This is a genomic window from Kitasatospora sp. NPDC023118 (assembly GCF_055560875.1).
Window position 1 is genome coordinate 26,613 of the sequence record NZ_JBVHHW010000035.1, and the last position, 19,857, is coordinate 46,469.

Genomic DNA, 19,857 nt, shown 5'->3' on the forward strand with positions numbered 1-19,857 from the left:
GTGACTCACAGGTTGCGGCCGGCTTCGAGTTTCGGCAGGACCTGCTTGATGTCGTTGATCGGGATGGCGAAGCCGAGGCCGACGCTGCCGGCCGTGCTGGTGCCGCCGCCGGCGGTGGAGTTGGTGCCGTTGGGGGCGTACATGGCCGAGTTGATGGCGATGACCTGGCCGTTGGCGTTGATCAGCGGGCCGCCGGAGTTGCCGGGGTTGAGGGCGGCGTCGGTCTGGAAGGCCTTGTAGGTGGTGGTGTCGCCGCCGCTCTGCTGCTGCGGGATGCTGCCGCGCAGGCCGGGCAGGTTGGGGAAGCCGAAGCCGCCGTTGTTGCCGGTGCTGCCCTCGTCGAGCTGGACGGTGACGTCGCGGTTCTCGGCGCTGATGATGCCGGAGGTGACGGTGCCGGTGAGGCCGTCGGGGTTGCCGATGGCCACGACGGGGTCGCCGACGGCCACGGCGGAGGAGTCGCCGAGGACGGCAGGGGTGGGGTTCTTGCCGCCGGTCGCGGTGATCACGGCGGCGTCGAGGTTCTTGTCGGTGCCGGTGACGGTGGCGGGCGCGGTGGAGCCGTCCTTGAAGGTGACGGTGATCCGGCCGCCGCTGGCCGCGGTGTCGATCACGTGGAAGTTGGTGAGGATCTGGCCGCCGGTGTTCAGGACGACGCCGGTGCCGGTGGCGGTGCCGTTGCCGTTCTTGACGGTGATCTGGACGACGCTGGGCGACACGGCGGCGGCGATGGCCGGCACGTCGGCGCTGCCGTCGGAGCGGGCGGAGACCGGGCTGGCGATGGCGCCGACGTGGTTGCCGGAGGACTGCCGGTCGGCGGCGACGACCCCGCCGGTGACCCCGCCGATGACGGCGGCGATCGCGGCGACGGCGGTCACCAGGGCGAGCCGTCCGCGCAGCAGGCCGCGCCTGGCCCGGCTGCCGTGGCCGGGGCCCCCGGGGTCCGAGGGGTGGCCGAGGACGGTGGGCGGCTCGGGCGGGATCGGCGGGGGAGGGGGCGGTCCGTCGAAGCTGCCGCCGGAGTGGTCCTCGTGGTAGGAGTACCCGGCGCGGGGGTCGGTGCTTCCGGTGCTTTCGGTACCGCTGCCGAGCACGGTGCCCTCGATCACGCGGGGCTGGTACGGGTCGTGGCGCTCGCCGGGGTCGTGCTGCTGCTGTTCGCTCATGCCGACCAAGGTCCGCCTGGCGGATGAGGACCGGATGAGAAGCGGCTCAGAAGGCTCCGAGAAGCCCGTTCGGTTCTCATAAAGCCTGGTCAGGCTGCCTCCGGAGCGGAATCGGCTATTCCGTCGAGGCCCGGCCGGGCGCCGCTCCGTCGCAGCCGCAGGAACGGCGGATGACCAGGCGGGACGGGAACTTGCGGACCCGCTCGGTGTCCGAGCCGGGGACCATCAGCGAGTCGTCCAGCACCAGGTCCACGGCGGCCCGGGCCATCGCGTCGCGGTCGGAGGCGACGGTGGTCAGCGGCGGGTCGGCGAGCGCGGCCTCGGGCACGTCGTCGAAGCCGGCCACCGCGAGGTCCTCCGGGACGCGCAGGCCGACCTCGCGGGCGGCCCGCAGCACGCCGATGGCCTGGTCGTCGGTGGAGCAGAAGATCGCCCGGGGCCGGTCCGGCGAGCTCAGCAGGCCGAGCGCGACGTCGTAGGCGCCGTAGCGGTGGAAGGGCGCGTCGATCAGGTGCGGCTCGGTGGGGATGCCGTGCGCGTCCATGGCACGCTGCCAGCCCTCGACGTGGTCGATGACCGGGTCGCCGGGGGCCGGGGACTCGACCGGGCCGCCGAAGCAGGCGACGTACGGGTGCCCGTGCACCTCCAGCAGGTGGCGGACGACGGCCTCGGCGCCGCCCACGTCGTCGGTGACCACCGCGACGTCGTCGATCGCCTCGGGCCGGCGGTGCAGCAGCACCACCTTCGCCCCCTCCATCGCGGCGAACTCCTCGGCGGCGCGCTGCGAGGGGCCCTGGCTGACCAGGATCAGGCCGGAGACCCGCATGCCGAGGAAGGCGCGGACGTAGTGGACCTCGCGGTCGTCCACGTAGTCGGAGTTGCCGATCAGCACGAGCTTGCCGCGCTCGGAGGCTGCCCGTTCCACGGCGTGCGCCATCTCGGCGAAGAAGGGCTGGCGGGCGTCCGGGACGACCATGCCGATCAGGTTGGTCCGGCGGGAGGCCATCGCCTGGGCGACGCTGTTCGGCCGGTAGCCGAGCTGCTCGATCGCCGCGAGGACCTTCTCCCGGGTCGCGGGCGCGACCGGGCGCGGCCCGTTGTTGATCACGTAGCTGACGACCGCGGTCGAGGTCCCAGCCAGTCGGGCTACATCGTCGCGCGTCACCTTGGCCACGAGGGGAGTCTACGCGTGTGGCCCTCGGGGCGGCAGTGGGATCTGGGTCCGCCCCGGGGCACACCGGGCGCAATCCGGACGAGCCGGGCGGGGGACGGCCCGCCCGGCTCCGGGGTCAGGCCTCCAGTGGCGCGGAGGGGCGCTGGGCGAGCTCGGGACGCTCGCCCTTCTCGGGCTTCTCCGGGACGACGAAGCGGTAGCCGACGTTGCGCACGGTGCCGATCAGCTGCTCGTGCTCGACGCCCAGCTTGGCGCGCAGCCGCCGGACGTGGACGTCCACCGTCCGGGTGCCGCCGAAGTAGTCGTAGCCCCAGACCTCCTGCAGCAGCTGCGCCCGGGTGAAGACCCGGCCGGGGTGCTGGGCGAGGTACTTGAGCAGCTCGAACTCCTTGAAGGTGAGGTCGAGCGCCCGGCCCTTGAGCTTGGCGGAGTAGGTGGCCTCGTCGACCGAGAGGTCGCCGTTGCGGATCTCCATCGGGCTGTCGTCGACGGCGACCTGGAGCCGGCCGAGCGCGAGCCGCAGCCGGGCCTCGACCTCGGCCGGGCCGGCGGTGTCCAGCAGGACGTCGTCGATGCCCCACTCGGCGGTCACGGCGGCCAGGCCGCCCTCGGTGACCACCAGGATCAGCGGACAGCCGATGCCGGTGGAGCGCAGCAGCTGGCACAGGCTGCGGATCTGCGGCAGATCGCGCCGCCCGTCGACCAGGATGACGTCCGCACTGGGGGTGTCCACCAGGGCCGACCCCTCGGCGGGGGCCACCCGGACGTTGTGCAGCAGCAGGCCGAGGGCCGGCAGCACTTCGGCGGACGGCTGCAGTGCGTTGGTGAGGAGGAGGAGAGAACTCATACCCGGTGGTCCCCTTTCCGGGTCGTCGCGGTCGCGTCATGGCTGCCGCCGCAGCCGGAGGGCGCAGGTGCTGAGGGGAGGGGGGAGGACGCCCGGGCGGTTTCGGGGGAGCGCGCAGCGCGCCGGGGGTCCCGCAACCCCGGGCGCACCGTTTCTGCCCTGTTCATCCCGCGAACCCTCCGGTCTGGTCCGGTCCCGGGTGGCGGCCCGGCGCCGGGTGGCGACACCCCGCCGACCCGGCACGTCCTTGTGCCGCGAGAGGCGGGGCGGTTCCTGCGGCACGCCGGGGGTGGGCCGGCGAATCGCACGAACGTCCGTACTGGCGTCCTGAAAGCACAAAAGGACCCGGGGGCGACTCTGCCCGGATCCCTCTTGGAGCACGAGGATAGCCGACCGCCTTCCGCACCGGGAGTGCGCGAATCCGGCGGTTCGCCCAATCCGGGCGTGCGCCGGGTGAGCCTGGACACAGCTTCGAGCGCCGCTCCGGGCCCGTCCGGCCAGGGCGATTGCCGCTCGCACCGGCGGACACGCCATCATGGGACGCACATCGGCGGCGCTGCCCGGGTCCATCGTTCGGGTGGTCGGGCGGGCGTTCCGGTGGCGAGCCGGACCGGGTCACCGGGGCCGGGCGAGGACGAACGGAAGGGGTGGCCCGATGGGCGCGACCACCGAGCCCGCGAGCGGCGCCCGGGTGCGCGGGACGATCCGCTACTGGGCGGCGGCGAAGTCCGAGGCCGGGCTGGCCGAGGAGCCGTACGAGGCGGCGAGCCTGGCGGAGGCGCTGGCGGCGGCCAAGGAGCGGCACGCCGACCGGCCGAAGCTCGTCCAGTTGCTCGGGCACTGCTCGTACCTGGTCGACGGCGCGCAGGTGGGCGGCCGGGACCACGCGACCGTGGCCCTGACCGAGGGCGGGACGGTCGAGGTCCTCCCGCCGTTCGCGGGAGGCTGAGCGGCGTGACGGACATGAACACCCCGAACCACGGCGGCGGCTACGGCGACTGGAAGCAGCAGCCCTATCCGCATCCGCAGCGGCAGGCTCAGCACCCGCAGCAGCACCCGCAGCAGCACCCGCAGCAGCACTCGTACGGCTATCCGGTGGGCGACGAGGCGGCGACCACGCTGCTCCCGCCCGTCCCGCCGATGGACGACGCGGCCGCCACCGCCCTGCTGCCGCCGGTGCCCCCGGTGGACGACATGGCGGCGACCACCCTGCTCCCGCCCGTCCCGCCGATGGACGACATGGCGGCCACCACGCTGTTGCCGCCGGTGACGGTCTCCGGTGCGATGCCGGTCGCCCCGCCGCGGCACCTCGGCCAGCCCCCGATGCAGCAGCCGATGCAGCCGCCGGTGCAGCAGCCCGCGATGCAGCAGCCCGCGACGCAGTCGCCGCCGGTGCAGCCGCAGCAGCCCGCCCGGGCACGGCACGCTGCCCCGGCGTCGCAGCCCGACCCGCAGCAGGCCGCACCCGTCGTGCCGTCCGCTGCCGGGATGCCGGCCGCCGGGCTCGGCTTCGACCCGCCGACCATGACGCTCAAGCGCCCGGACGCCCCGGTCGCCCCGGCTGCCGCCCCGCCGTACGGGTCCGTCCCGGCGCAGCCGGTGCCGGTCGCGCCGCCCGCCGCCGGCCCGCGCGGCCGGACCGGTTCGCCGATCATCGACCCGGGCCTGCAGCCCGCCCTGATCACGGCCGGCGTGGCCGCGCTGCTGGCCGGCGGTGCCGCGCTGGGCCAGGTGGCGCTGGCCCTGGTGGTCGCGCTGCTGCAGCTGCTGACGGCGGCCGGCTGGTTCCGGCTGAACGGCATGTGGCCGGCCCGCCAGGGCATCCTGCTCGCCGCGCTGGCCGGGCTCACCGCCGACGTGGCGGTGCTGCTGGCGAACTCCCACGGCGGCGTGGCGGCCGTGGTGGGCACCCTGGGCGGGTTCTTCCTGCTGGTCCTGGTGCTGCAGACGTTCCGTCCGTCGGACCCGAAGGAGCGGTTCTACGCGCTGACCGTGCTGGGCTCGGCCACCGTGGTGACGGCGCTGTGCACCACGCTGCTGCTGGCCGAGTGGGTGCCGGCCGGGGTGGGCGCGGTCGCGCTGGCCACCCTGCTGGCGGCGGCGCCGCTGCCCGGTCCGAAGCAGCTGGGCCCGGTGCTGGGCCTGGTCGCGGCGGTGCTGCTGGGCTTCCTGGTGGGCGCGCCGCTGGCCCTGGGGGCGCTCGCCGGGTTGGGCGCGCTGGTCGGCCGCCGGGTCGCGGCGTACGACTTCCCGTCCCGCTTCGTGCACATGACGGCAGGCGTGGCGCTGCCGCTGGCGGTGTCCGCGCCGCTGATCTGGATCGCCACCGACCTGCTGGCCGGCTGAGCCGGGTACGCCACTTCGATCTCCCGCCCCGGAACCACGTTCCGGGGCGGGACGTCGTACGGTCGTGCGGGAGCGGCCGCGTCAGGGCGGCCGCCAGGAACAGCGACAGACCACAGCGACAGACCACAGCGGACGACGACAGCGACCGGCGACGACGGGGGACACGATGCGCGGATGGCTGAAGGCGACGATCGCCCTGGCGGTGCTCTCCGGGCTGCTGGTGGGCGCCGACCGGATCGCGGTCGGGGTGGCCGAGGACGAGGCCGCCGACCGGATGGTGAAGAGCGGCCAGATGAGCCAGCGGCCGGACGTGACGATCGAGGGCTTCCCGTTCCTGACCCAGGTGATCTCGAAGAAGCTGGACGACGTCCGGATCTCCTCGGACGGCCTGACGGTCCAGAACAACGGCCACCAGGTGGCGCTGCACTCCTTCAAGGCCAAGCTCTCCGGGGTCGAGGTGACCGACAACCTGAACAGCGCCACCGTGGACGACGGCACCGGCAGCGGCGTGATCTCCTACCAGGACCTCGCCCAGCTGCTGCCGCCGGCCTCCGAGCTGCTGGGCGGCGCCCCGCTGCCGGGCGGCGGCGGCAACTCCCGGCTGAGCCTGTCGTACGGCGGGCCGGGCAAGATCAAGGCCTCGCTGGGGCCGGTCTCGGTCGGCGAGGCGACCGTGCACAACGAGGGCGACACCATCACCGTGGACGGCCTCAAGCTGAGCTCGCTGGCCGAGATGGTCGCCGGGCTCACCAATCGGAAGATCCAGCCCGCCAGCTTCACCCTCGACTCGATGCCGGCCGGGCTGAAGCTGGCCGAGAAGGACGGCGCGACGCCGTTGCCGGAGGGCCTCCAGCTGTCCTTCGAGGGCAAGGGCGTCAAGCTGCTGGGCTGACGCGGCCACGCTCCGCCTCCGTTCCGCCTCCGTTCCGCTCCGCGAGACGCGCTGTCCAGCGCGGACCGCGGGGCGGTTCCGTTTCCGCCCGTTGTGTGCCGCCGCCGGGGGCCCGGCCGGTGCCCGCCTGGTCACATCCCGGCCAAATCCCGGTATTCGGTCGTTTCGATCTCGATATTCGATACGCTGATGACAGCGGGCCTCGGGTGTCCCTAGCATCGTCGGCATGAAGCGACAGACGGATCTCACGAAGCGGCGGGCGGTCGACCTGTGCCGCGTGGCTGCCTGTCTGTGTCGAATGCGCTAAGTCGGCGTCCTGGCAGGGCAGTTGACGCCCGCCGCCGATCTCTACGGCGACCTCGCCCGGCTGTTCGGGCCAGCGGTTGCCGCCGTACTCCGCAACTCCCCGCCCGGCCGTCCCGGTTCGCCCCATCCGTCCCATCATTCGGACAGGATTTCGGACCGCATCCGCCCGGGCACCCCCGCAGCACCCCTCCTGAGCAGCACCTTCCGCCAACCGCCCTCGGATGGAGAACATCACCATGAGCCGCAGCGACGTCCTGGTCGACGCCGACTGGGTCCAGGCCCACCTGGACGACCCGAAGGTCGTCATCGTCGAGGTCGACGAGGACACCTCCGCGTACGACAAGAACCACATCCGCAACGCCGTCCGGATCGACTGGAAGAAGGACCTCCAGGACCCGGTCCGCCGCGACTTCATCGACCAGGCCGGCTTCGAGGCGCTGCTCAGCGCCAAGGGCATCGCCAACGACGACACCGTCGTGCTCTACGGCGGCAACAACAACTGGTTCGCGTCGTACGCCTACTGGTACTTCAAGCTGTACGGCCACGGCGACGTCCGCCTGCTGGACGGCGGCCGCAAGAAGTGGGAGCTGGACTCCCGCGACCTGGTCTCCGAGGTCCCGGCCCGCCCGGCCACCGAGTACGCGGCGCAGCCCGCCGACGCCTCGATCCGCGCCTTCCGCGACGACGTGATCGCCGCCATCGGCACCCTCAACCTGGTCGACGTCCGCTCGCCCGACGAGTTCTCCGGCAAGCTGCTCGCCCCGGCCCACCTCCCGCAGGAGCAGTCGCAGCGCCCCGGCCACGTGCCGAGCGCCCGCAACATCCCGTGGGCCAAGAACGCCAACGACGACGGCACCTTCAAGAGCGACGAGGAGCTCAAGGCCCTGTACGAGGCCGAGGGCATCGACCTGGCGAAGGACACCATCGCCTACTGCCGGATCGGCGAGCGCTCCGCGCTCACCTGGTTCGTGCTGCACGAGCTGCTCGGCCAGCAGAACGTGAAGAACTACGACGGTTCGTGGACCGAGTACGGCAGCCTGGTCGGCGTGCCGATCGAGCTCGGCAGCAACTGAGCCTCCGGCTCGACCCGTAAGTCAGAAGGGAAGACAGACATGTGCGGCGCGAAGGCCGGCGGCCCGGACCTGGCAGGAGTTGACGTGGCGAACGAGACGATCATCCAGGGTTCGGTGACCCGCGACGGTGAGCCGGTCAACGGCTACGTCCGGCTGCTGGACGAGAACAACGAGTTCACGGCCGAGGTGCCCACCTCGGCGACCGGTCAGTTCCGGTTCTTCGCCCGCCCGGGCAAGTGGACCCTGCGGGCGCTCGTCCCGGGCCAGACCGTGGACCGTCAGGTGGTGGCCTCCCAGGGCACCGCCGTCGAGGTCGCGATCGCGGTCTGACCGGATCGGACGATCACCCCGAGGGCCCTGCCGCGGCAGGGCCCTCGGCCGTACCGTGGAGAGGTGCAGGCAAGGCGTCGGCGGCGCTTCTACTTCGCCATGATGGGCGTGTGCCTGGGCCTGTTCGTCATGGCCTGGGGCGTGGTGCGGTTCTTCTCGGTGGGTGCCGCGGTCGCCCTGTGCGTGGTCGCGATGGTCATCCCGCCGGCCGCCGCGGTGTTCGCCAACAAGCGCGACCCGGACGACGACTGGTGGAACGACCCGCGCTGGGACGACCCGAAGTGGGACGACCCCGGTCACGACCGGGACCGCCCCGACCACGAGCCGCGCGACTCCTCGGGAGGGCAGTCCTAGGGGCCCGGACAGGCCCGGCGGCCTAGTACACGAGCGCCTGGACGCCGTCCGACATGATCTCGCTGACGAAGACCTGCGCGCCCGCGATCCGGACGCCCTCGACGGTGTCCTTCTGCTCGATCCCGCGCCGGGCCGCGCACTGGGTGCACAGCGTCACGGAGCCGGCCGCCAGGATCGACTCCAGCAGGTCCGGCAGCGGCGCCGCGTGCGGCAGCTCGAACTCCGCCGCCTTCCCCGGCAGGGCGAACCAGGAGGACTCCCCGGTCAGCCAGAGCGAGACCTCGATCCCGCTGGCGACGGCCACGGCCGCCACCGTGAACGCCTGCGAGCACCGCTCCGGCGCGTCCGCCCCGGCGGTGACCTTGATGACGAGCTTCTTCGACATGGCGCCACCTTAGAGGTCCCGCCGTCCCGGCCCGCCGTCATCCCGGAATCCCTTGGGGAAACCTTGGGCGGCGCCGGAGCGCGGGGGCGCGAACCGCGACGTGGCGGGGCTCACCGCGACCGGCCGAAGCCCGGCGGATAGAGTGAGCGCCAGCAAAATCCACCACACTGTCGCCGCCTGGGAGCCCCCCGTGTCCGGTCTGGAAATGTTCTTCGACGGTCTGCTGGCCTTCATGGCCGTGCTGATCACCTGGTTCGCCATCTTCTCGGTGATGAAGCTGTACCAGGGCCAGCGCTGAGCCTGCCGTACGGTTGAGGCAGACCGCACCGACCACGACAGCGACCAGGAACATGATCGAGATCCCCTCTGACCTCCACAAGGACGTCGTCCCGCTCGCCTTCCTCCTCGGCACCTGGGAGGGCGCGGGCGTCTATGCCCCTCTGCCTGATGCGGGGGGCCCGGGCGCGGAGAAGTGCAACTTCGGCCAGGAGATCGTGATCCGTCACGACGGCCGGCCCTTCCTGGAGTTCCGCTCCCGCACCTGGGTGCTGGACAACGACGGCGAGAAGGTCCGCCCGCTGGAGAACGAGCACGCGTTCTGGCGCATCACCAGTAACCAGGACGGCACCACCGGCGCCCGCGGGATCGAGATCTCCTCCGTGCGTGACGACGGCACGGTCGAGATCTGGTACGGCGAGCTGGCCGACGGCAAGCCGCAGGTCGACGTCTCCACCGACGCGGTGGCCCGGATCGAGGGCTCCCCGGAGTACTCCGGCGGCAAGCGGCTGTACGGCTTCGTCAACGGCGAGCTGCTCTGGGTCGGCGAGAAGGCCGCCCCGAACGTGCCGCTGCGCCCGTACATGTCCGCGCAGCTGAAGAAGGTGCTCAGCCCGGCCCAGCTGATCAAGGACATCAACGACCTGCCGGACGACGGCATCGCTTTCTTCAAGTAGGCACAGCTCAAGTAGGCGCAGCTCAAGTAGGCGCAGCTCAAGTCAGGCCCGCGCACGAGGTAGGGACCGGCCCGCTGCCGGTCCCTACACTTGCATCAGGACCCCCGACCTTGACAGGGACAGCACCGTGGCGGACACCGGCACCACCGACTGGCAGCTCTCCGGCGACTGGAAGGCCGACCTGCGCGAGCGCGGCTACCGGCTGACCCCGCAGCGGCAGCTCGTGCTGGAGGCCGTCGACGTCCTCGACCACGCCACCCCCGACGACATCCTCTGCCACGTCCGCAAGACCGCCAGCGGCGTCAACATCTCCACCGTCTACCGGACCCTGGAGCTGCTGGAGGAGCTGGGCCTGGTCTCGCACGCCCACCTCGGCCACGGCGCCCCGACCTACCACCTGGCCGGCCGCCACCACCACCTGCACCTGGTCTGCCGGGACTGCGAGAAGGTCACTGAGACCGGCACCGAGATCGCCCAGCCGCTGATCGACCGGCTGCGCGAGGAGCACGGCTTCGACACCGACCTCAAGCATTTCGCCATCTTCGGCCGCTGCGCCGACTGCGCCGCCGGGCGAGCGGACGGCCGGTCGTAAGCTGGCCGGTATGACCGGTGAGAAGAGCCCGCTGCTTGCCCTGCCCGGAGCCGTCCCCGCCGAGGGGGCCGACGAGGGTGTCGCCGCCCACTACGGCGACATCTTCCGCGAGCAACGGAACCTGTCACAGGGCGCCGGCTTCGTGGACCTCTCGCACCGCGGCGTGGTCACCGTCACCGGCGACGACCGGCTCTCCTGGCTGCACCTGCTGCTCACCCAGCACGTCAGCGAGCTGCGGCCGCAGCACGCCACCGAGGCGCTGGTGCTCTCCCCGCACGGGCACGTGGAGCACGCGCTCTACCTGGTCGACGACGGCACCACCACCTGGGCGCACGTCGAGCCGGGCACCCAGGGCGCGCTGGTCGCCTACCTGGAGAGCATGAAGTTCTTCTACCGGGTGGAGGTCGCCGACGCGACCGCCGACTACGCCCTGGTCCACCTGCCGGCCGGCTCCACCGCCTCCGTCGAGGGCGCCGCCGCCGTGCGCGAACTCCCCTACGGGCGGGACCTGTTCCTGCCGCGCGCCGAGCTGGAGGAGCTCACCGCCGGGTACGGCCCGGCGGCCGGGGTCTGGGCGTACGAGGCGCTGCGGATCGAGGGCCACCGGCCCCGGCTGGGCTTCGAGACCGACCACCGGACCATCCCGCACGAGGTGGACTGGCTGCGCACCGCCGTCCACCTGCAGAAGGGCTGCTACCGCGGCCAGGAGACCGTCGCCCGGGTGCACAACCTGGGCCGCCCGCCGCGCCGGCTGGTCTTCCTGCACCTGGACGGCACCGAGGAGACCCTGCCTCCGCACGGCACCGAGGTGCGGCTGGCCGCCGACCCGGACGGGCGGGCGCTGGGCTTCGTGACCTCCTCGGCCCGGCACCACGAGCTGGGGCCGATCGCGCTGGCGATCGTCAAGCGGAACGTGCCGGTGGACGCGGTGCTGCTGGCCGGGACGGTGCCGGGCACCCAGGACGTGATCGTCCCGCAGTAGCGGATCCGGGGCTCAGACCTCGACAAGGACGGTGAACGGGCCGTCGTTCACCAGCGCCACCTGCATGTCGGCGCCGAACCGGCCCGTCTCCACCTTGGCGCCCAGCGCGCGCAGTTGGGCGACCACCTCGTCCACCAGCGGCTCGGCGACCGGCCCGGGGGCGGCGGCGGTCCAGGTGGGGCGGCGGCCCTTGCGGGCGTCCCCGTAGAGGGTGAACTGGCTGATCACCAGCAGCGGGCCGCCGATGTCCGAGCAACTCTGCTCCACGCCCTCCTCGTCGGCCGGCAGGATCCGCAAGGTCCAGAGCTTGCGGGCCAGTTGAGCCGCCTTCGCCGGGGTGTCCCCGTGGGTGACGCCGACCAGGACGCACAGCCCGGGCCCCTCGATCGCGCCGACGGTCTCTCCGGCCACGGTCACCCGGGCCTCGGTCACTCGCTGCACCACTGCTCGCATGCCGCCATTGTGCCGGAGCGCCGTACCGCCCCCGTAGCCCCTCGGGGCGCACATCTGGGGCGCGCGCAGCGGGGCGCACGCCGTGCGGCGCGCGCCTGCGCAGGTTCGGGCGCGGTTCTTCCTGCGGAAAGGGCTGGTCATATCAGCCACCCCCGTTCGCCAGGGGGCCGTTCGGGTGCACGGGCGGTGCGCGCGCGCCGGGTGGGGTGGCACGCTGGGGAACCGTACGAAGGGCCCGGCGCGCCTGAAGGTCCGCCGCACCGGGCCCGGGTTCGGCCGGGCGGTCGAGCCGGTAGGTCAGGCGTTCTGGCCGGGTCGCCCCGGCGGGTGGTTCCGGCCGGGGGACGGAACCCTTCGGGGCCCCCGGGTGTGCCAACGGACGGGACGTGCGGGCCCGTCGGGGGACGGGCCGGACCGGCGGCAGGGACGGGGTGCCGCGAGCGGGCGGGATCGGACGACGGCAGGTGGGCTGGATGATGGACGCGAGCAGCGCGGCGCGGAACCGCTCCGGACAGGTGGCGCAGGTTCCCGGGGACCCCTCTTGGGCGGCCGTCCCGGGCGGCGAACCCGAACTGGAGCGGCTGGGCCTGGACCAGCTGCGGGTGCTGCGCCGGGAGACCCTGGAGCAGGAGGCCGACCTGTCCTACCTGCGGCGGCTGCTGCACGGACGGATGGACATCCTGCGTGCCGAGCTCGACCGGCGCCCCGGCCGCGGCCCCGCCCACCCCGCCCGGGCGGGCGGCCAGGGGAGCGACGCCCCGCCGACCGGCGAAGGGGGCGGCGGCGACCTGCTGGACCGGCTGCCGGCCATCCTGACCGACGCGCCCTCCACCGTGCGGCGCTCCGCCCGGCACGTCACCCTCGGCCCGCCGCGCACCCAGGAGTCCCAGCTGGAGGCGGACGCGCTGATGGGCGACGTCCAGCTCGCCGACCTCGCCGCGCACCCCGTCGAGGAGCTGTTGGCCGCCCTGGAGCGGCTGCGCGCGCACGAGCGCGAGGTCTCCGGGCGGCGCCAGCGGCTGCTGCGGACGGCCGACGGTTGCAGTGCCGAGATCACCCGCAGGTACCGTGATGGGGAAGCACGGGTCGACGACCTGCTCTCGGAGAGGCCGCTCTGACCGGGTGAGTCGTCGCGGGCGGGTGCGGTCCGGCTTCCTCCCGGCCCACCCTCGCCCCCGGAAGGCTCCCCGATGTCCCAGTCCGCCACCCCGCCCGTGCTCGCCGAGGTCATACGCTCGGGCTTCACCGAGGGCCGCCACCACGGCTCCCTGGTCCTGCTCGCCGCCGACGGTTCGGTGGAGTTCGCGCTGGGCGACCCCGACGCGGCGGTCTTCCCCCGTTCGACGGCCAAACCCTTCCAGGCGGTGGCCACCCTGCGGGCCGGGCTGGCGATCGAGGGCGAGCTGCTGGCGCTGGCGGCCTCCAGCCACTCCGCGGAATCGTTTCACCTGGACGGGGTCAGGGCCATCCTCGGCTCCGCCGGGCTCGACGAGAGCGCCCTGCGGACCCCGGCCGACCTGCCGCTGGACGAGACCGAGGCGGAGCTGCTGCTCGGCACCGGCGGCCGCCGTGCCCCGATCCTGATGGACTGCTCCGGCAAGCACGCCGGCTGGCTGGCCGCCTGCGTCGCCAACGGCTGGGACACCGAGGGCTACCTCGACCCGGCCCACCCGATCCAGCGGCTGGCCCGCGAGGCCCTAGAGGAGGGCACCGGCGAGGTCCCCGCGCACGCCGGTGTGGACGGCTGCGGCGCCCCGCTGCTGGCCGTCACGCTGACCGGCCTGGCCCGCGGTTACCGCGGCCTGGTGCTGGCCGCCGAGGGTACCGCGCAGCGCCGCGTGGCCGACGCGATGCGCGCCCACCCCGAGTACGTGGCCGGCACCCGCCGGGCCGACACCTGGCTGATGCGGGCCGTCCCAGGCGCGCTGTCCAAGATGGGCGCCGAGGCCGTCCAGGTGGTCGCGCTGCCGGACGGGCGGGCGCTCGCCTTCAAGATCGACGACGGCGCCGAGCGGGCCCGCGGCCCGGTGCTGGCGGCCGCGCTGCGCCGGCTCGGGGTGACCGGCGTGGAGGACACCGTCGAGCGGATCGGCGCGGCCCCGCTGCTCGGTGGCGGCGTCCCGGTCGGGCAGGTCCGGGCGGCGTTCTAGGGGCGTGTCTTGCGGATCTCTGCCGGGCCCGCGACGCTCCCCCGGCCTTCGGCCGGGTGGTGCCCCCACCGCAGTGGCTCCCTCCTCCGCCTCGCGATGCACGCACCCCAACGCCGCGGTCCGATCCGACAAGATCCACAAGGCGCGCCCCGGCGCCTCCCGGGACGCCCGCCGACGGCCGTCGGGGTGCGGGCCGGGCGGGGGCGGTGCACGGTGGACCGGGGGCCGTCTCACAGCTGAGGGAGTCCGCCATGACCGACCATGTGTACCGGGTGACCGAGATCGTCGGATCCTCGACCGAGAGCGTCGACGCCGCGATCCGCAACGGGGTGGAACGGGCCTCCCGGACGCTGCGCAACCTCGACTGGTTCGAGGTCTCGCAGGTCCGGGGCCATCTGGAGGACGGCCGGATCAAGCACTACCAGGTGTGCATCAAGGTCGGCTTCCGGCTGGAGGACTGAGCCCCGGAAGCGGCGGACCGGGACGGCGCACCGGGCGAGGGGCACCAGGCCAGGGGCACCGGGCCAGGGGCACCGGCCCCGGACACGACAGAGGCCGGGGTCCGCGGACGAATCCGCGGGCCCCGGCCCCGGGCTGTCCCGACCGACCTGTCTCGAACCGTCCTGGTCGAGCGGGATCGGAACGACGGTTCAGTGACCGCCCTGCTCCGCGAGACGCTTGATCGAAGCGGTGACCTCGGCCTCGGCCTCGGCGCGGCCGACCCAGTTGGCGCCCTCGACGGACTTGCCCGGCTCCAGGTCCTTGTAGACCTCGAAGAAGTGCTGGATCTCCAGGCGGTCGAACTCCGACACGTGGTGGATGTCGCGCAGGTGCTCCCAGCGCGGGTCCGTCGCCGGGACGCAGAGCAGCTTGTCGTCGCCGCCGGCCTCGTCGGTCATCTGGAACATGCCGATGGCGCGGCACTTGATCAGGCACCCCGGGAAGGTCGGCTCGTCCAGGATGACCAGGGCGTCCAGCGGGTCGCCGTCCTCGCCGAGCGTGCCCTCGACGTAGCCGTAGTCGGCCGGGTAGCGGGTCGAGGTGAAGAGCATCCGGTCGAGCCGCAGACGGCCGGTCTCGTGGTCGACCTCGTACTTGTTACGAGAGCCCTTCGGGATTTCGATAAGGACGTCGAACTCCAACGGTTCCTCCAAGGTAGGGACTGACAGAATCCAAGTGTCTCCTACGGGAGTGAGTGCTCGGGAAAGGGGCCGGTCGGTGGGAGCTGGGGGAGGGGCGGCGCGCCGCCGCAGGGGGACGGCCGCGGGACTGTTCGGAGCGGCCCTGTTGGTCGCCGGAACCGTCCTGACCTCGGGCGGTGCGTATGCGCAACCGTCCCCGGCCCCCGGCGGGCACAGCGCCGGGCAGGGCGAGGACGACAACAGCCAGGGCGACCAGGGCGACCAGGGCGACCAGGGAGGCAAGAAGGGCGACCAGGGCGACCAGGGCGGCAAGAAGGGCGACCACGGGAAGGGCAAGCCCCGTACGGGAGAGAGTCCGAGCGCCGGCCCCACCCGTCGGGCCGAACCGCCCGCCGCCACGCCCGGTGGCAGCGGTTCGCCGCTCGCGCGCCCGGTGCCCGCGACGGGCGCCGTCCTGGCCACCGCAGAGAACGGCCCGGAGGCCGCCGTCCCCACCGCTCAGGGCCTGCAGCAGGCCCTCGCGCCCGCCCTCGCGGACAAGAGCCTGGGCACCGTGACGATCGCCGTCGAGGACGTCGCCGGTGGCCAACTCCTGTACGGCTCCGGGGAGAACACCGCGACCACCCCCGCCTCCACCACCAAGCTGGCCACCACGGTCGCGGCCCTGTCGCTGATCCCCGGCGACACCCGGCTCACCACCCGGGTGGTCCGCGGCGCGGACCCGGGCACCATCACCCTGGTCGGCGGCGGGGACCCGACGCTCACCGCACTGCCCGCCGACCAGGTGCAGATCGGCGGCCAGCCCGCCGACGCCGACACCGCCCCCGCCTCGCTGGAGGCGCTCGCCCGGCAGACCGCCGCCGCGCTCAAGGCGGCCGGCACCACTACGGTCAAGCTGGACTACGACCTGTCCATGTACGCGGGCAACCCGCAGGACAAGAAGCCCGACAACCAGAACATCGCCCTGGTCGTCCCGTTGATGGTGGACGAGGCCAAGGTCGACCCCAAGAGCAGGGAGGAGGCCCCGGACCGGGTCGCCGACCCGGCCGGCGCGGCCGCCGAGGCCTTCGCCAAGCAGCTCGCCGCCCAGGGCGTCACCGTCGAGGGGAAGGCCAAGCCGGCCGCCGCCCCGGCCGCCGCCGACGCCGCCGTCCTCGGCAAGGTCGACTCGCCGACCGTGGCCCGGCTGGTCGAGCGCCTGCTGACCACCTCGGACAACCAGCTCGCCGAGGCGATCGCCCGTCAGGTCGCCCTGGCCGCGCACCAGCCGGCCGGCTTCGAGGGCGCGGCTACCGCCGTCACCCAGGAGCTCACCAAGCTCGGGGTGCCGATGACCGGCGTGGTCCTCAACGACGGCAGCGGCCTGGACCCGGGCAACGCGATACCGCCGGCCGTGCTGGTCCGGCTCCTGGCCCTGGCCGCCTCCGAACAGCACCCCGCCCTGCGCCCGGTCCTCACCGGCCTCCCGGTCGCCGGCTTCACCGGCACCCTCAACAAGCGCTACGGCTCCGGCTCCGGCGCCGCCGACGCGGCCGGCCTGATCCGCGCCAAGACCGGCACCCTCAGCGGCGTCAACACCCTGGCCGGCACCGTTGTCGACGCCGACGGCCGCCTCCTCGCCTTCGCCGTAATGACCCGCACCTCCGCCCCCGCCGACACCGCCCGCGCCGCCATGGACCGCATCGCCGCCCACCTCGCCGCCTGCGGCTGCCACTGACCGCTCCGCGCCGGAGGAGGGCGGGGCTCCGCCGACCGTCAGCCCGGCTCACCCGCCCTCCTCCGGCCGCTGACGACGTCGACAACCGCCCCGCCCCGTCGGGGGTGAGGCCGGTCGGCTGCCGTCCGGATCGGCTGCCACTGCCGCCGCCGCGGGTCCGACGGCGGTGACCTCCGACGCGGGTGGCCGGTGGCCGGGTTCGGGCGGGTGTGCGGGCGGGCAGGGTAGGTGCGGAACGGGCGAATTCGCCCGCCGCCCGAGCCCGTGAACCGGTGCCTCCGTCCGACGGTCGCGGCTCCCGGTAGGGCCGGGCGGGTGTTCGGGGCGGGTGGCTGCCGTTGGTGATGGGGAGCACGTACGGTGAGGGCATGACGAGCGCGAGTGGCGGGGCTGACATGGTCGACTGGAATCTCGCGGTCGCAACCGCGACCAGGCTGGTGCGGCCGGGGCCGGAGGTGAGCCGGGCGGAGGCGGCGGCGGTGGTCGCCGAGCTGCGCCGGCACGCCCTGGAGGCCGAGGAGCACGTGCGGGCGTTCACCGGGATGCGGTCGAGCAGTCTGACCGCGGCCGCCACCACCCCGGTGCTGGTGGTGGACCGCCCGGGGTGGGTGCGGGCGAACGTGGCGGGTTTCCGGACGGTCGTCCAGCCGCTGGTGGAGAAGCTGCAGGCGCGTCGGGCAAACAGCGCGGCGGCGGGCGTGTTCGGCGCGGTGGGGGAGAAGGCGACCGGGATCGAGGTCGGGGCGCTGCTGGCGTTCCTGTCGACCAAGGTGCTGGGCCAGTACGAGACCTTCGCCCCGGCGGAGCCCTCGCTGGAGGCGCCGGACAGCCCGGCGGCGCTGTTCGACAAGCCGCGGCTGGGCCCGGAGGGCCCCGGTCCGGGCCGGCTGCTGTTGGTGGCGCCGAACATCGTGCACGTCGAGCGCGAGCTGGACGTCGACCCGTCCGACTTCCGGCTCTGGGTCTGCCTGCACGAGGAGACGCACCGGACGCAGTTCACCGCGGTGCCGTGGCTGCGCGACCACATCCAGTCCGAGGTGCAGTCCTTCCTGGCCGAGACGGACGTCGACCCGGGCGCGCTGCTGGACCGGCTGCGGGACGCGGCGGGTTCGCTGGGCGGCGGTCTGCCGGGGGCGGGTGGCCGGGAGGGCCGGGAGAGCTCCTCCTCGGCGAACCTGCTGGAGATCGTCCAGTCGCCCGCGCAGCGGGAGATCCTGGGCCGGCTGACGGCCGTGATGTCGCTGCTGGAGGGCCACGCGGACGTGGTGATGGACGGCGTCGGCCCGGCCGTGGTGCCGACCGTCGCGGAGATCCGGGAGAAGTTCCAGCAGCGCCGCGACCGCGGGGCGAACCGGCTCGACCTGATGCTGCGCCGGCTGCTCGGCATGGACGCCAAGCTGCGCCAGTACCAGGACGGTGCGGTGTTCGTCCGCGCGGTGGTGGAGCAGGTGGGCATAGAGGGGTTCAACCGGGTGTGGACCTCCCCGAACACCCTGCCGACCAAGGACGAGATCCACGACCCGGCCGCCTGGGTCGCCCGGGTCGCGCGCTGAGAGCGCTGAGGGCCGAGAGGGCTTGGAGGGCCGAGGAGTCCGACAAGCCGGGACCGCCGCCGGTCGGTGGCGGTCAAACCCGCTCGTACGAGTGGTCCAATCGGGCAGATCGCGGGTGAAGATACGTTTCTTCATTCACCCGTACGTGGGACGGTGGTCGTACCGGTGGCGCGGGTGGCGTAGCGGGTCGCTCCTTTCTGCCACCATCTGTGAGCGCCCGGTAACGCGGCGCTCATGCCGGTGCGCGGTCCCCGCCGCTCCCACCGCAGTCCTGTCCCCTCCGCCGAGGAGTCGTCCGCCGTGGGCCCTCACCCCGCCGTAGCCGCGATACGCCTGGCCGTTCGCCGTACGCTCACCGACCTCGCCGCCGAGGCCGGTACCACCTTCACCGCGCCCGCGCGCGAGCCCCGCGAGCGCCCGGCCGGGGTGCCGCTGGTCGGTGCCGCCGTCGGCACCACCCTGATCGGCAACGCCGCGCGCCACCCCTCCGGGCTGCCCCGCACCCCGGCCGCCCCCGGTTCGCCGCTGGTCCTGGTCGCGGTCAGCGGCGGCGCGGACTCGATGGCGCTGGCCATCGCCGCCGCCTTCGAGGCCCCCAAGATCGGCCTGCGGGTCGGCGCCGTCACCGTCGACCACGGCCTGCAGCCCGGCTCCGCCGACCGTGCCGCCCAGGTCGCCGAGCGGCTGCGCTCGCTGGGCCTGGACCCGGTCGAGGCGATCCCGGTGCGGGTCGGCCGCTCCGGCGGCCCCGAGGCCGCCGCCCGGGACGCCCGCTACGCCGCCCTGGACGAGGCCGCCGAGCGGCTCGGCGCGATCGCCGTGCTGCTCGGCCACACCCGGGACGACCAGGCCGAGACCGTCCTGCTGGGCCTGGCCCGCGGTTCGGGCGCCCGCTCGCTGGCCGGGATGCCGGCCCAGAAGGGCCGCTACCGCCGTCCGCTGCTGGAGCTGGACCGCGCGGCCACCCGACAGGCCTGCTCCGCCCAGGCGATCCCGGTCTGGGACGACCCGCACAACTGTGATCCCGCCTACACCCGCTCCCGGGTCCGCCACGAGGTGCTGCCGGTGCTGGAGAAGCACCTGGGCGGCGGAGTGGTGGAGGCGCTGGCCCGTACCGCCCGGCTGTTCCGCGACGACGCGGACGCCCTCGACCAGTGGGCCGCTCTGGCCGAACGCGACCTCCGTGCGGGCGAAGGCGCCCTGGACGCCGTGAAACTGGCCGAACTGCCGCCCGCCGTACGGCGTCGGGTGCTGCGCCGGGCCGCGCTCCGCGCGGGCTGTCCGGCCGGGGACCTGTTCGCGCGGCACCTGGAGGCGGTGGACCTGCTGGTCACCGGATGGCGGGGTCAGGGGCCGCTGCACCTACCCGGGGGCGTCGAGGCCACCCGCAGGTGTGGCACGCTGGTCTTTCGGCGGCAGGGCGACTGAGGGCGAGGCATGTC

At 73.7% G+C, this 19,857-nt stretch carries 22 protein-coding genes; 16 read left to right on the forward strand and 6 right to left on the reverse strand.

Features of this window, described 5'->3' with window-relative positions; genetic code table 11:
- Nucleotides 1-5 precede the first annotated feature (5 nt).
- The 3 genes from ACZ3UD_RS32110 to ACZ3UD_RS32120 form a co-directional block, all read right to left on the reverse strand.
- Nucleotides 6-1,166 (reverse strand): S1C family serine protease, encoded by a 1,161-nt coding sequence (locus ACZ3UD_RS32110; protein ID WP_465595661.1) that lies wholly within the window; start codon nucleotides 1,164-1,166, stop codon nucleotides 6-8.
- Between the two features lie 115 nt (nucleotides 1,167-1,281).
- Nucleotides 1,282-2,340: a LacI family DNA-binding transcriptional regulator gene (locus ACZ3UD_RS32115; protein WP_465595664.1), complete on the reverse strand. Its 1,059-nt coding sequence runs from the start codon at nucleotides 2,338-2,340 to the stop codon at nucleotides 1,282-1,284.
- Nucleotides 2,341-2,455: 115 nt separating this feature from the next.
- The gene (locus ACZ3UD_RS32120; RefSeq protein WP_380613189.1) at nucleotides 2,456-3,187 is read right to left on the reverse strand and encodes a response regulator transcription factor; all 732 of its coding nucleotides are present in this window, start codon (nucleotides 3,185-3,187) and stop codon (nucleotides 2,456-2,458) included.
- A 655-nt stretch (nucleotides 3,188-3,842) separates the two neighbouring features.
- Between ACZ3UD_RS32120 and ACZ3UD_RS32125 the strand changes: the two genes are divergently transcribed.
- From ACZ3UD_RS32125 to ACZ3UD_RS32155, 7 genes are all read left to right on the forward strand, one after another.
- Nucleotides 3,843-4,136, forward strand: a complete 294-nt coding sequence (locus tag ACZ3UD_RS32125; RefSeq protein WP_465595667.1) for a MoaD/ThiS family protein — start codon at nucleotides 3,843-3,845, stop codon at nucleotides 4,134-4,136.
- A gap of 5 nt (nucleotides 4,137-4,141) precedes the next feature.
- Nucleotides 4,142-5,533 carry a hypothetical protein gene (locus ACZ3UD_RS32130; RefSeq protein WP_465595670.1) on the forward strand — a complete coding sequence of 464 codons (1,392 nt, stop codon included), beginning with the start codon at nucleotides 4,142-4,144 and terminating at the stop codon, nucleotides 5,531-5,533.
- 166 nt (nucleotides 5,534-5,699) lie between these two features.
- Nucleotides 5,700-6,425 (forward strand): LmeA family phospholipid-binding protein, encoded by a 726-nt coding sequence (locus ACZ3UD_RS32135; RefSeq protein ID WP_465595672.1) that lies wholly within the window; start codon nucleotides 5,700-5,702, stop codon nucleotides 6,423-6,425.
- A gap of 226 nt (nucleotides 6,426-6,651) precedes the next feature.
- A complete protein-coding gene (locus ACZ3UD_RS32140) occupies nucleotides 6,652-6,732 on the forward strand; it encodes an Ms5788A family Cys-rich leader peptide (RefSeq protein WP_350517234.1) in 81 nt (26 codons plus the stop codon).
- A gap of 235 nt (nucleotides 6,733-6,967) precedes the next feature.
- Nucleotides 6,968-7,804: a sulfurtransferase gene (locus ACZ3UD_RS32145; RefSeq protein ID WP_465595675.1), complete on the forward strand. Its 837-nt coding sequence runs from the start codon at nucleotides 6,968-6,970 to the stop codon at nucleotides 7,802-7,804.
- A gap of 39 nt (nucleotides 7,805-7,843) precedes the next feature.
- Entirely contained in the window at nucleotides 7,844-8,134 is a 291-nt protein-coding gene (locus ACZ3UD_RS32150) for a DUF1416 domain-containing protein (RefSeq protein ID WP_030288989.1), read from the forward strand.
- Nucleotides 8,135-8,197: 63 nt separating this feature from the next.
- Nucleotides 8,198-8,488, forward strand: coding sequence for a DUF3099 domain-containing protein (locus tag ACZ3UD_RS32155; RefSeq protein ID WP_465595678.1), 291 nt, complete (start codon nucleotides 8,198-8,200; stop codon nucleotides 8,486-8,488).
- A 22-nt stretch (nucleotides 8,489-8,510) separates the two neighbouring features.
- Here ACZ3UD_RS32155 and ACZ3UD_RS32160 read toward each other — a convergent pair whose 3' ends face one another.
- Nucleotides 8,511-8,873: a DsrE family protein gene (locus ACZ3UD_RS32160; RefSeq protein ID WP_380613195.1), complete on the reverse strand. Its 363-nt coding sequence runs from the start codon at nucleotides 8,871-8,873 to the stop codon at nucleotides 8,511-8,513.
- Nucleotides 8,874-9,223: 350 nt separating this feature from the next.
- Here ACZ3UD_RS32160 and ACZ3UD_RS32165 point away from each other — a divergent pair, with 350 nt between their 5' ends.
- The 3 genes from ACZ3UD_RS32165 (at nucleotide 9,224) to ygfZ (ending at nucleotide 11,400) form a co-directional block, all read left to right on the forward strand.
- A complete protein-coding gene (locus ACZ3UD_RS32165; RefSeq protein ID WP_465595681.1) occupies nucleotides 9,224-9,826 on the forward strand; it encodes a heme-binding beta-barrel domain-containing protein in 603 nt (200 codons plus the stop codon).
- Between the two features lie 127 nt (nucleotides 9,827-9,953).
- Nucleotides 9,954-10,418: a Fur family transcriptional regulator gene (locus ACZ3UD_RS32170; protein WP_465595684.1), complete on the forward strand. Its 465-nt coding sequence runs from the start codon at nucleotides 9,954-9,956 to the stop codon at nucleotides 10,416-10,418.
- 10 nt (nucleotides 10,419-10,428) lie between these two features.
- On the forward strand, nucleotides 10,429-11,400 hold the full coding sequence (gene ygfZ, locus ACZ3UD_RS32175) for a CAF17-like 4Fe-4S cluster assembly/insertion protein YgfZ (RefSeq protein WP_393031751.1): 972 nt from the start codon (nucleotides 10,429-10,431) through the stop codon (nucleotides 11,398-11,400).
- Between the two features lie 12 nt (nucleotides 11,401-11,412).
- Here ygfZ and dtd read toward each other — a convergent pair whose 3' ends face one another.
- The gene (gene dtd / locus ACZ3UD_RS32180; RefSeq protein ID WP_465595688.1) at nucleotides 11,413-11,853 is read right to left on the reverse strand and encodes a D-aminoacyl-tRNA deacylase; all 441 of its coding nucleotides are present in this window, start codon (nucleotides 11,851-11,853) and stop codon (nucleotides 11,413-11,415) included.
- Nucleotides 11,854-12,326: 473 nt separating this feature from the next.
- Between dtd and ACZ3UD_RS32185 the strand changes: the two genes are divergently transcribed.
- The 3 genes from ACZ3UD_RS32185 (at nucleotide 12,327) to ACZ3UD_RS32195 (ending at nucleotide 14,464) form a co-directional block, all read left to right on the forward strand.
- Nucleotides 12,327-12,971 carry an RsiG family protein gene (locus ACZ3UD_RS32185; protein ID WP_465595691.1) on the forward strand — a complete coding sequence of 215 codons (645 nt, stop codon included), beginning with the start codon at nucleotides 12,327-12,329 and terminating at the stop codon, nucleotides 12,969-12,971.
- A gap of 72 nt (nucleotides 12,972-13,043) precedes the next feature.
- Nucleotides 13,044-14,003 carry an asparaginase gene (locus ACZ3UD_RS32190; RefSeq protein WP_465595694.1) on the forward strand — a complete coding sequence of 320 codons (960 nt, stop codon included), beginning with the start codon at nucleotides 13,044-13,046 and terminating at the stop codon, nucleotides 14,001-14,003.
- Between the two features lie 251 nt (nucleotides 14,004-14,254).
- Nucleotides 14,255-14,464 carry a dodecin gene (locus tag ACZ3UD_RS32195; RefSeq protein ID WP_030288965.1) on the forward strand — a complete coding sequence of 70 codons (210 nt, stop codon included), beginning with the start codon at nucleotides 14,255-14,257 and terminating at the stop codon, nucleotides 14,462-14,464.
- 189 nt (nucleotides 14,465-14,653) lie between these two features.
- Here the strand turns inward: ACZ3UD_RS32195 and ACZ3UD_RS32200 are convergent, their stop codons facing one another.
- On the reverse strand, nucleotides 14,654-15,145 hold the full coding sequence (locus ACZ3UD_RS32200) for an inorganic diphosphatase (protein WP_030244505.1): 492 nt from the start codon (nucleotides 15,143-15,145) through the stop codon (nucleotides 14,654-14,656).
- 145 nt (nucleotides 15,146-15,290) lie between these two features.
- On the opposite strand from ACZ3UD_RS32200, the gene dacB reads away from it, so the two are divergent.
- From dacB to tilS, 3 genes are all read left to right on the forward strand, one after another.
- Nucleotides 15,291-16,862, forward strand: a complete 1,572-nt coding sequence (dacB, locus tag ACZ3UD_RS32205) for a D-alanyl-D-alanine carboxypeptidase/D-alanyl-D-alanine endopeptidase (RefSeq protein ID WP_465595697.1) — start codon at nucleotides 15,291-15,293, stop codon at nucleotides 16,860-16,862.
- 368 nt (nucleotides 16,863-17,230) lie between these two features.
- The gene (locus ACZ3UD_RS32210) at nucleotides 17,231-18,415 is read left to right on the forward strand and encodes a zinc-dependent metalloprotease (protein WP_465595700.1); all 1,185 of its coding nucleotides are present in this window, start codon (nucleotides 17,231-17,233) and stop codon (nucleotides 18,413-18,415) included.
- 300 nt (nucleotides 18,416-18,715) lie between these two features.
- A complete protein-coding gene (gene tilS / locus ACZ3UD_RS32215; RefSeq protein WP_465595703.1) occupies nucleotides 18,716-19,843 on the forward strand; it encodes a tRNA lysidine(34) synthetase TilS in 1,128 nt (375 codons plus the stop codon).
- The last annotated feature ends 14 nt before the right edge of the window (nucleotides 19,844-19,857 follow it).

What these genes read in the sequence shown, in the direction of transcription:
- ACZ3UD_RS32110 (WP_465595661.1), bottom strand. Translation starts at nt 1,166, where the DNA reads ATGAGCGAACAGCAGCAGCACGACCCCGGCGAGCGCCACGACCCGTAC.
- ACZ3UD_RS32120 (WP_380613189.1), bottom strand. Translation starts at nt 3,187, where the DNA reads ATGAGTTCTCTCCTCCTCCTCACCAACGCACTGCAGCCGTCCGCCGAA.
- ACZ3UD_RS32125 (WP_465595667.1), top strand. Translation starts at nt 3,843, where the DNA reads ATGGGCGCGACCACCGAGCCCGCGAGCGGCGCCCGGGTGCGCGGGACG.
- ACZ3UD_RS32135 (WP_465595672.1), top strand. Translation starts at nt 5,700, where the DNA reads ATGCGCGGATGGCTGAAGGCGACGATCGCCCTGGCGGTGCTCTCCGGG.
- ACZ3UD_RS32140 (WP_350517234.1), top strand. Translation starts at nt 6,652, where the DNA reads ATGAAGCGACAGACGGATCTCACGAAGCGGCGGGCGGTCGACCTGTGC.
- ACZ3UD_RS32145 (WP_465595675.1), top strand. Translation starts at nt 6,968, where the DNA reads ATGAGCCGCAGCGACGTCCTGGTCGACGCCGACTGGGTCCAGGCCCAC.
- ACZ3UD_RS32150 (WP_030288989.1), top strand. Translation starts at nt 7,844, where the DNA reads ATGTGCGGCGCGAAGGCCGGCGGCCCGGACCTGGCAGGAGTTGACGTG.
- ACZ3UD_RS32160 (WP_380613195.1), bottom strand. Translation starts at nt 8,873, where the DNA reads ATGTCGAAGAAGCTCGTCATCAAGGTCACCGCCGGGGCGGACGCGCCG.
- ACZ3UD_RS32165 (WP_465595681.1), top strand. Translation starts at nt 9,224, where the DNA reads ATGATCGAGATCCCCTCTGACCTCCACAAGGACGTCGTCCCGCTCGCC.
- ygfZ (WP_393031751.1), top strand. Translation starts at nt 10,429, where the DNA reads ATGACCGGTGAGAAGAGCCCGCTGCTTGCCCTGCCCGGAGCCGTCCCC.
- dtd (WP_465595688.1), bottom strand. Translation starts at nt 11,853, where the DNA reads ATGCGAGCAGTGGTGCAGCGAGTGACCGAGGCCCGGGTGACCGTGGCC.
- ACZ3UD_RS32185 (WP_465595691.1), top strand. Translation starts at nt 12,327, where the DNA reads ATGATGGACGCGAGCAGCGCGGCGCGGAACCGCTCCGGACAGGTGGCG.
- ACZ3UD_RS32190 (WP_465595694.1), top strand. Translation starts at nt 13,044, where the DNA reads ATGTCCCAGTCCGCCACCCCGCCCGTGCTCGCCGAGGTCATACGCTCG.
- ACZ3UD_RS32195 (WP_030288965.1), top strand. Translation starts at nt 14,255, where the DNA reads ATGACCGACCATGTGTACCGGGTGACCGAGATCGTCGGATCCTCGACC.
- ACZ3UD_RS32210 (WP_465595700.1), top strand. Translation starts at nt 17,231, where the DNA reads ATGACGAGCGCGAGTGGCGGGGCTGACATGGTCGACTGGAATCTCGCG.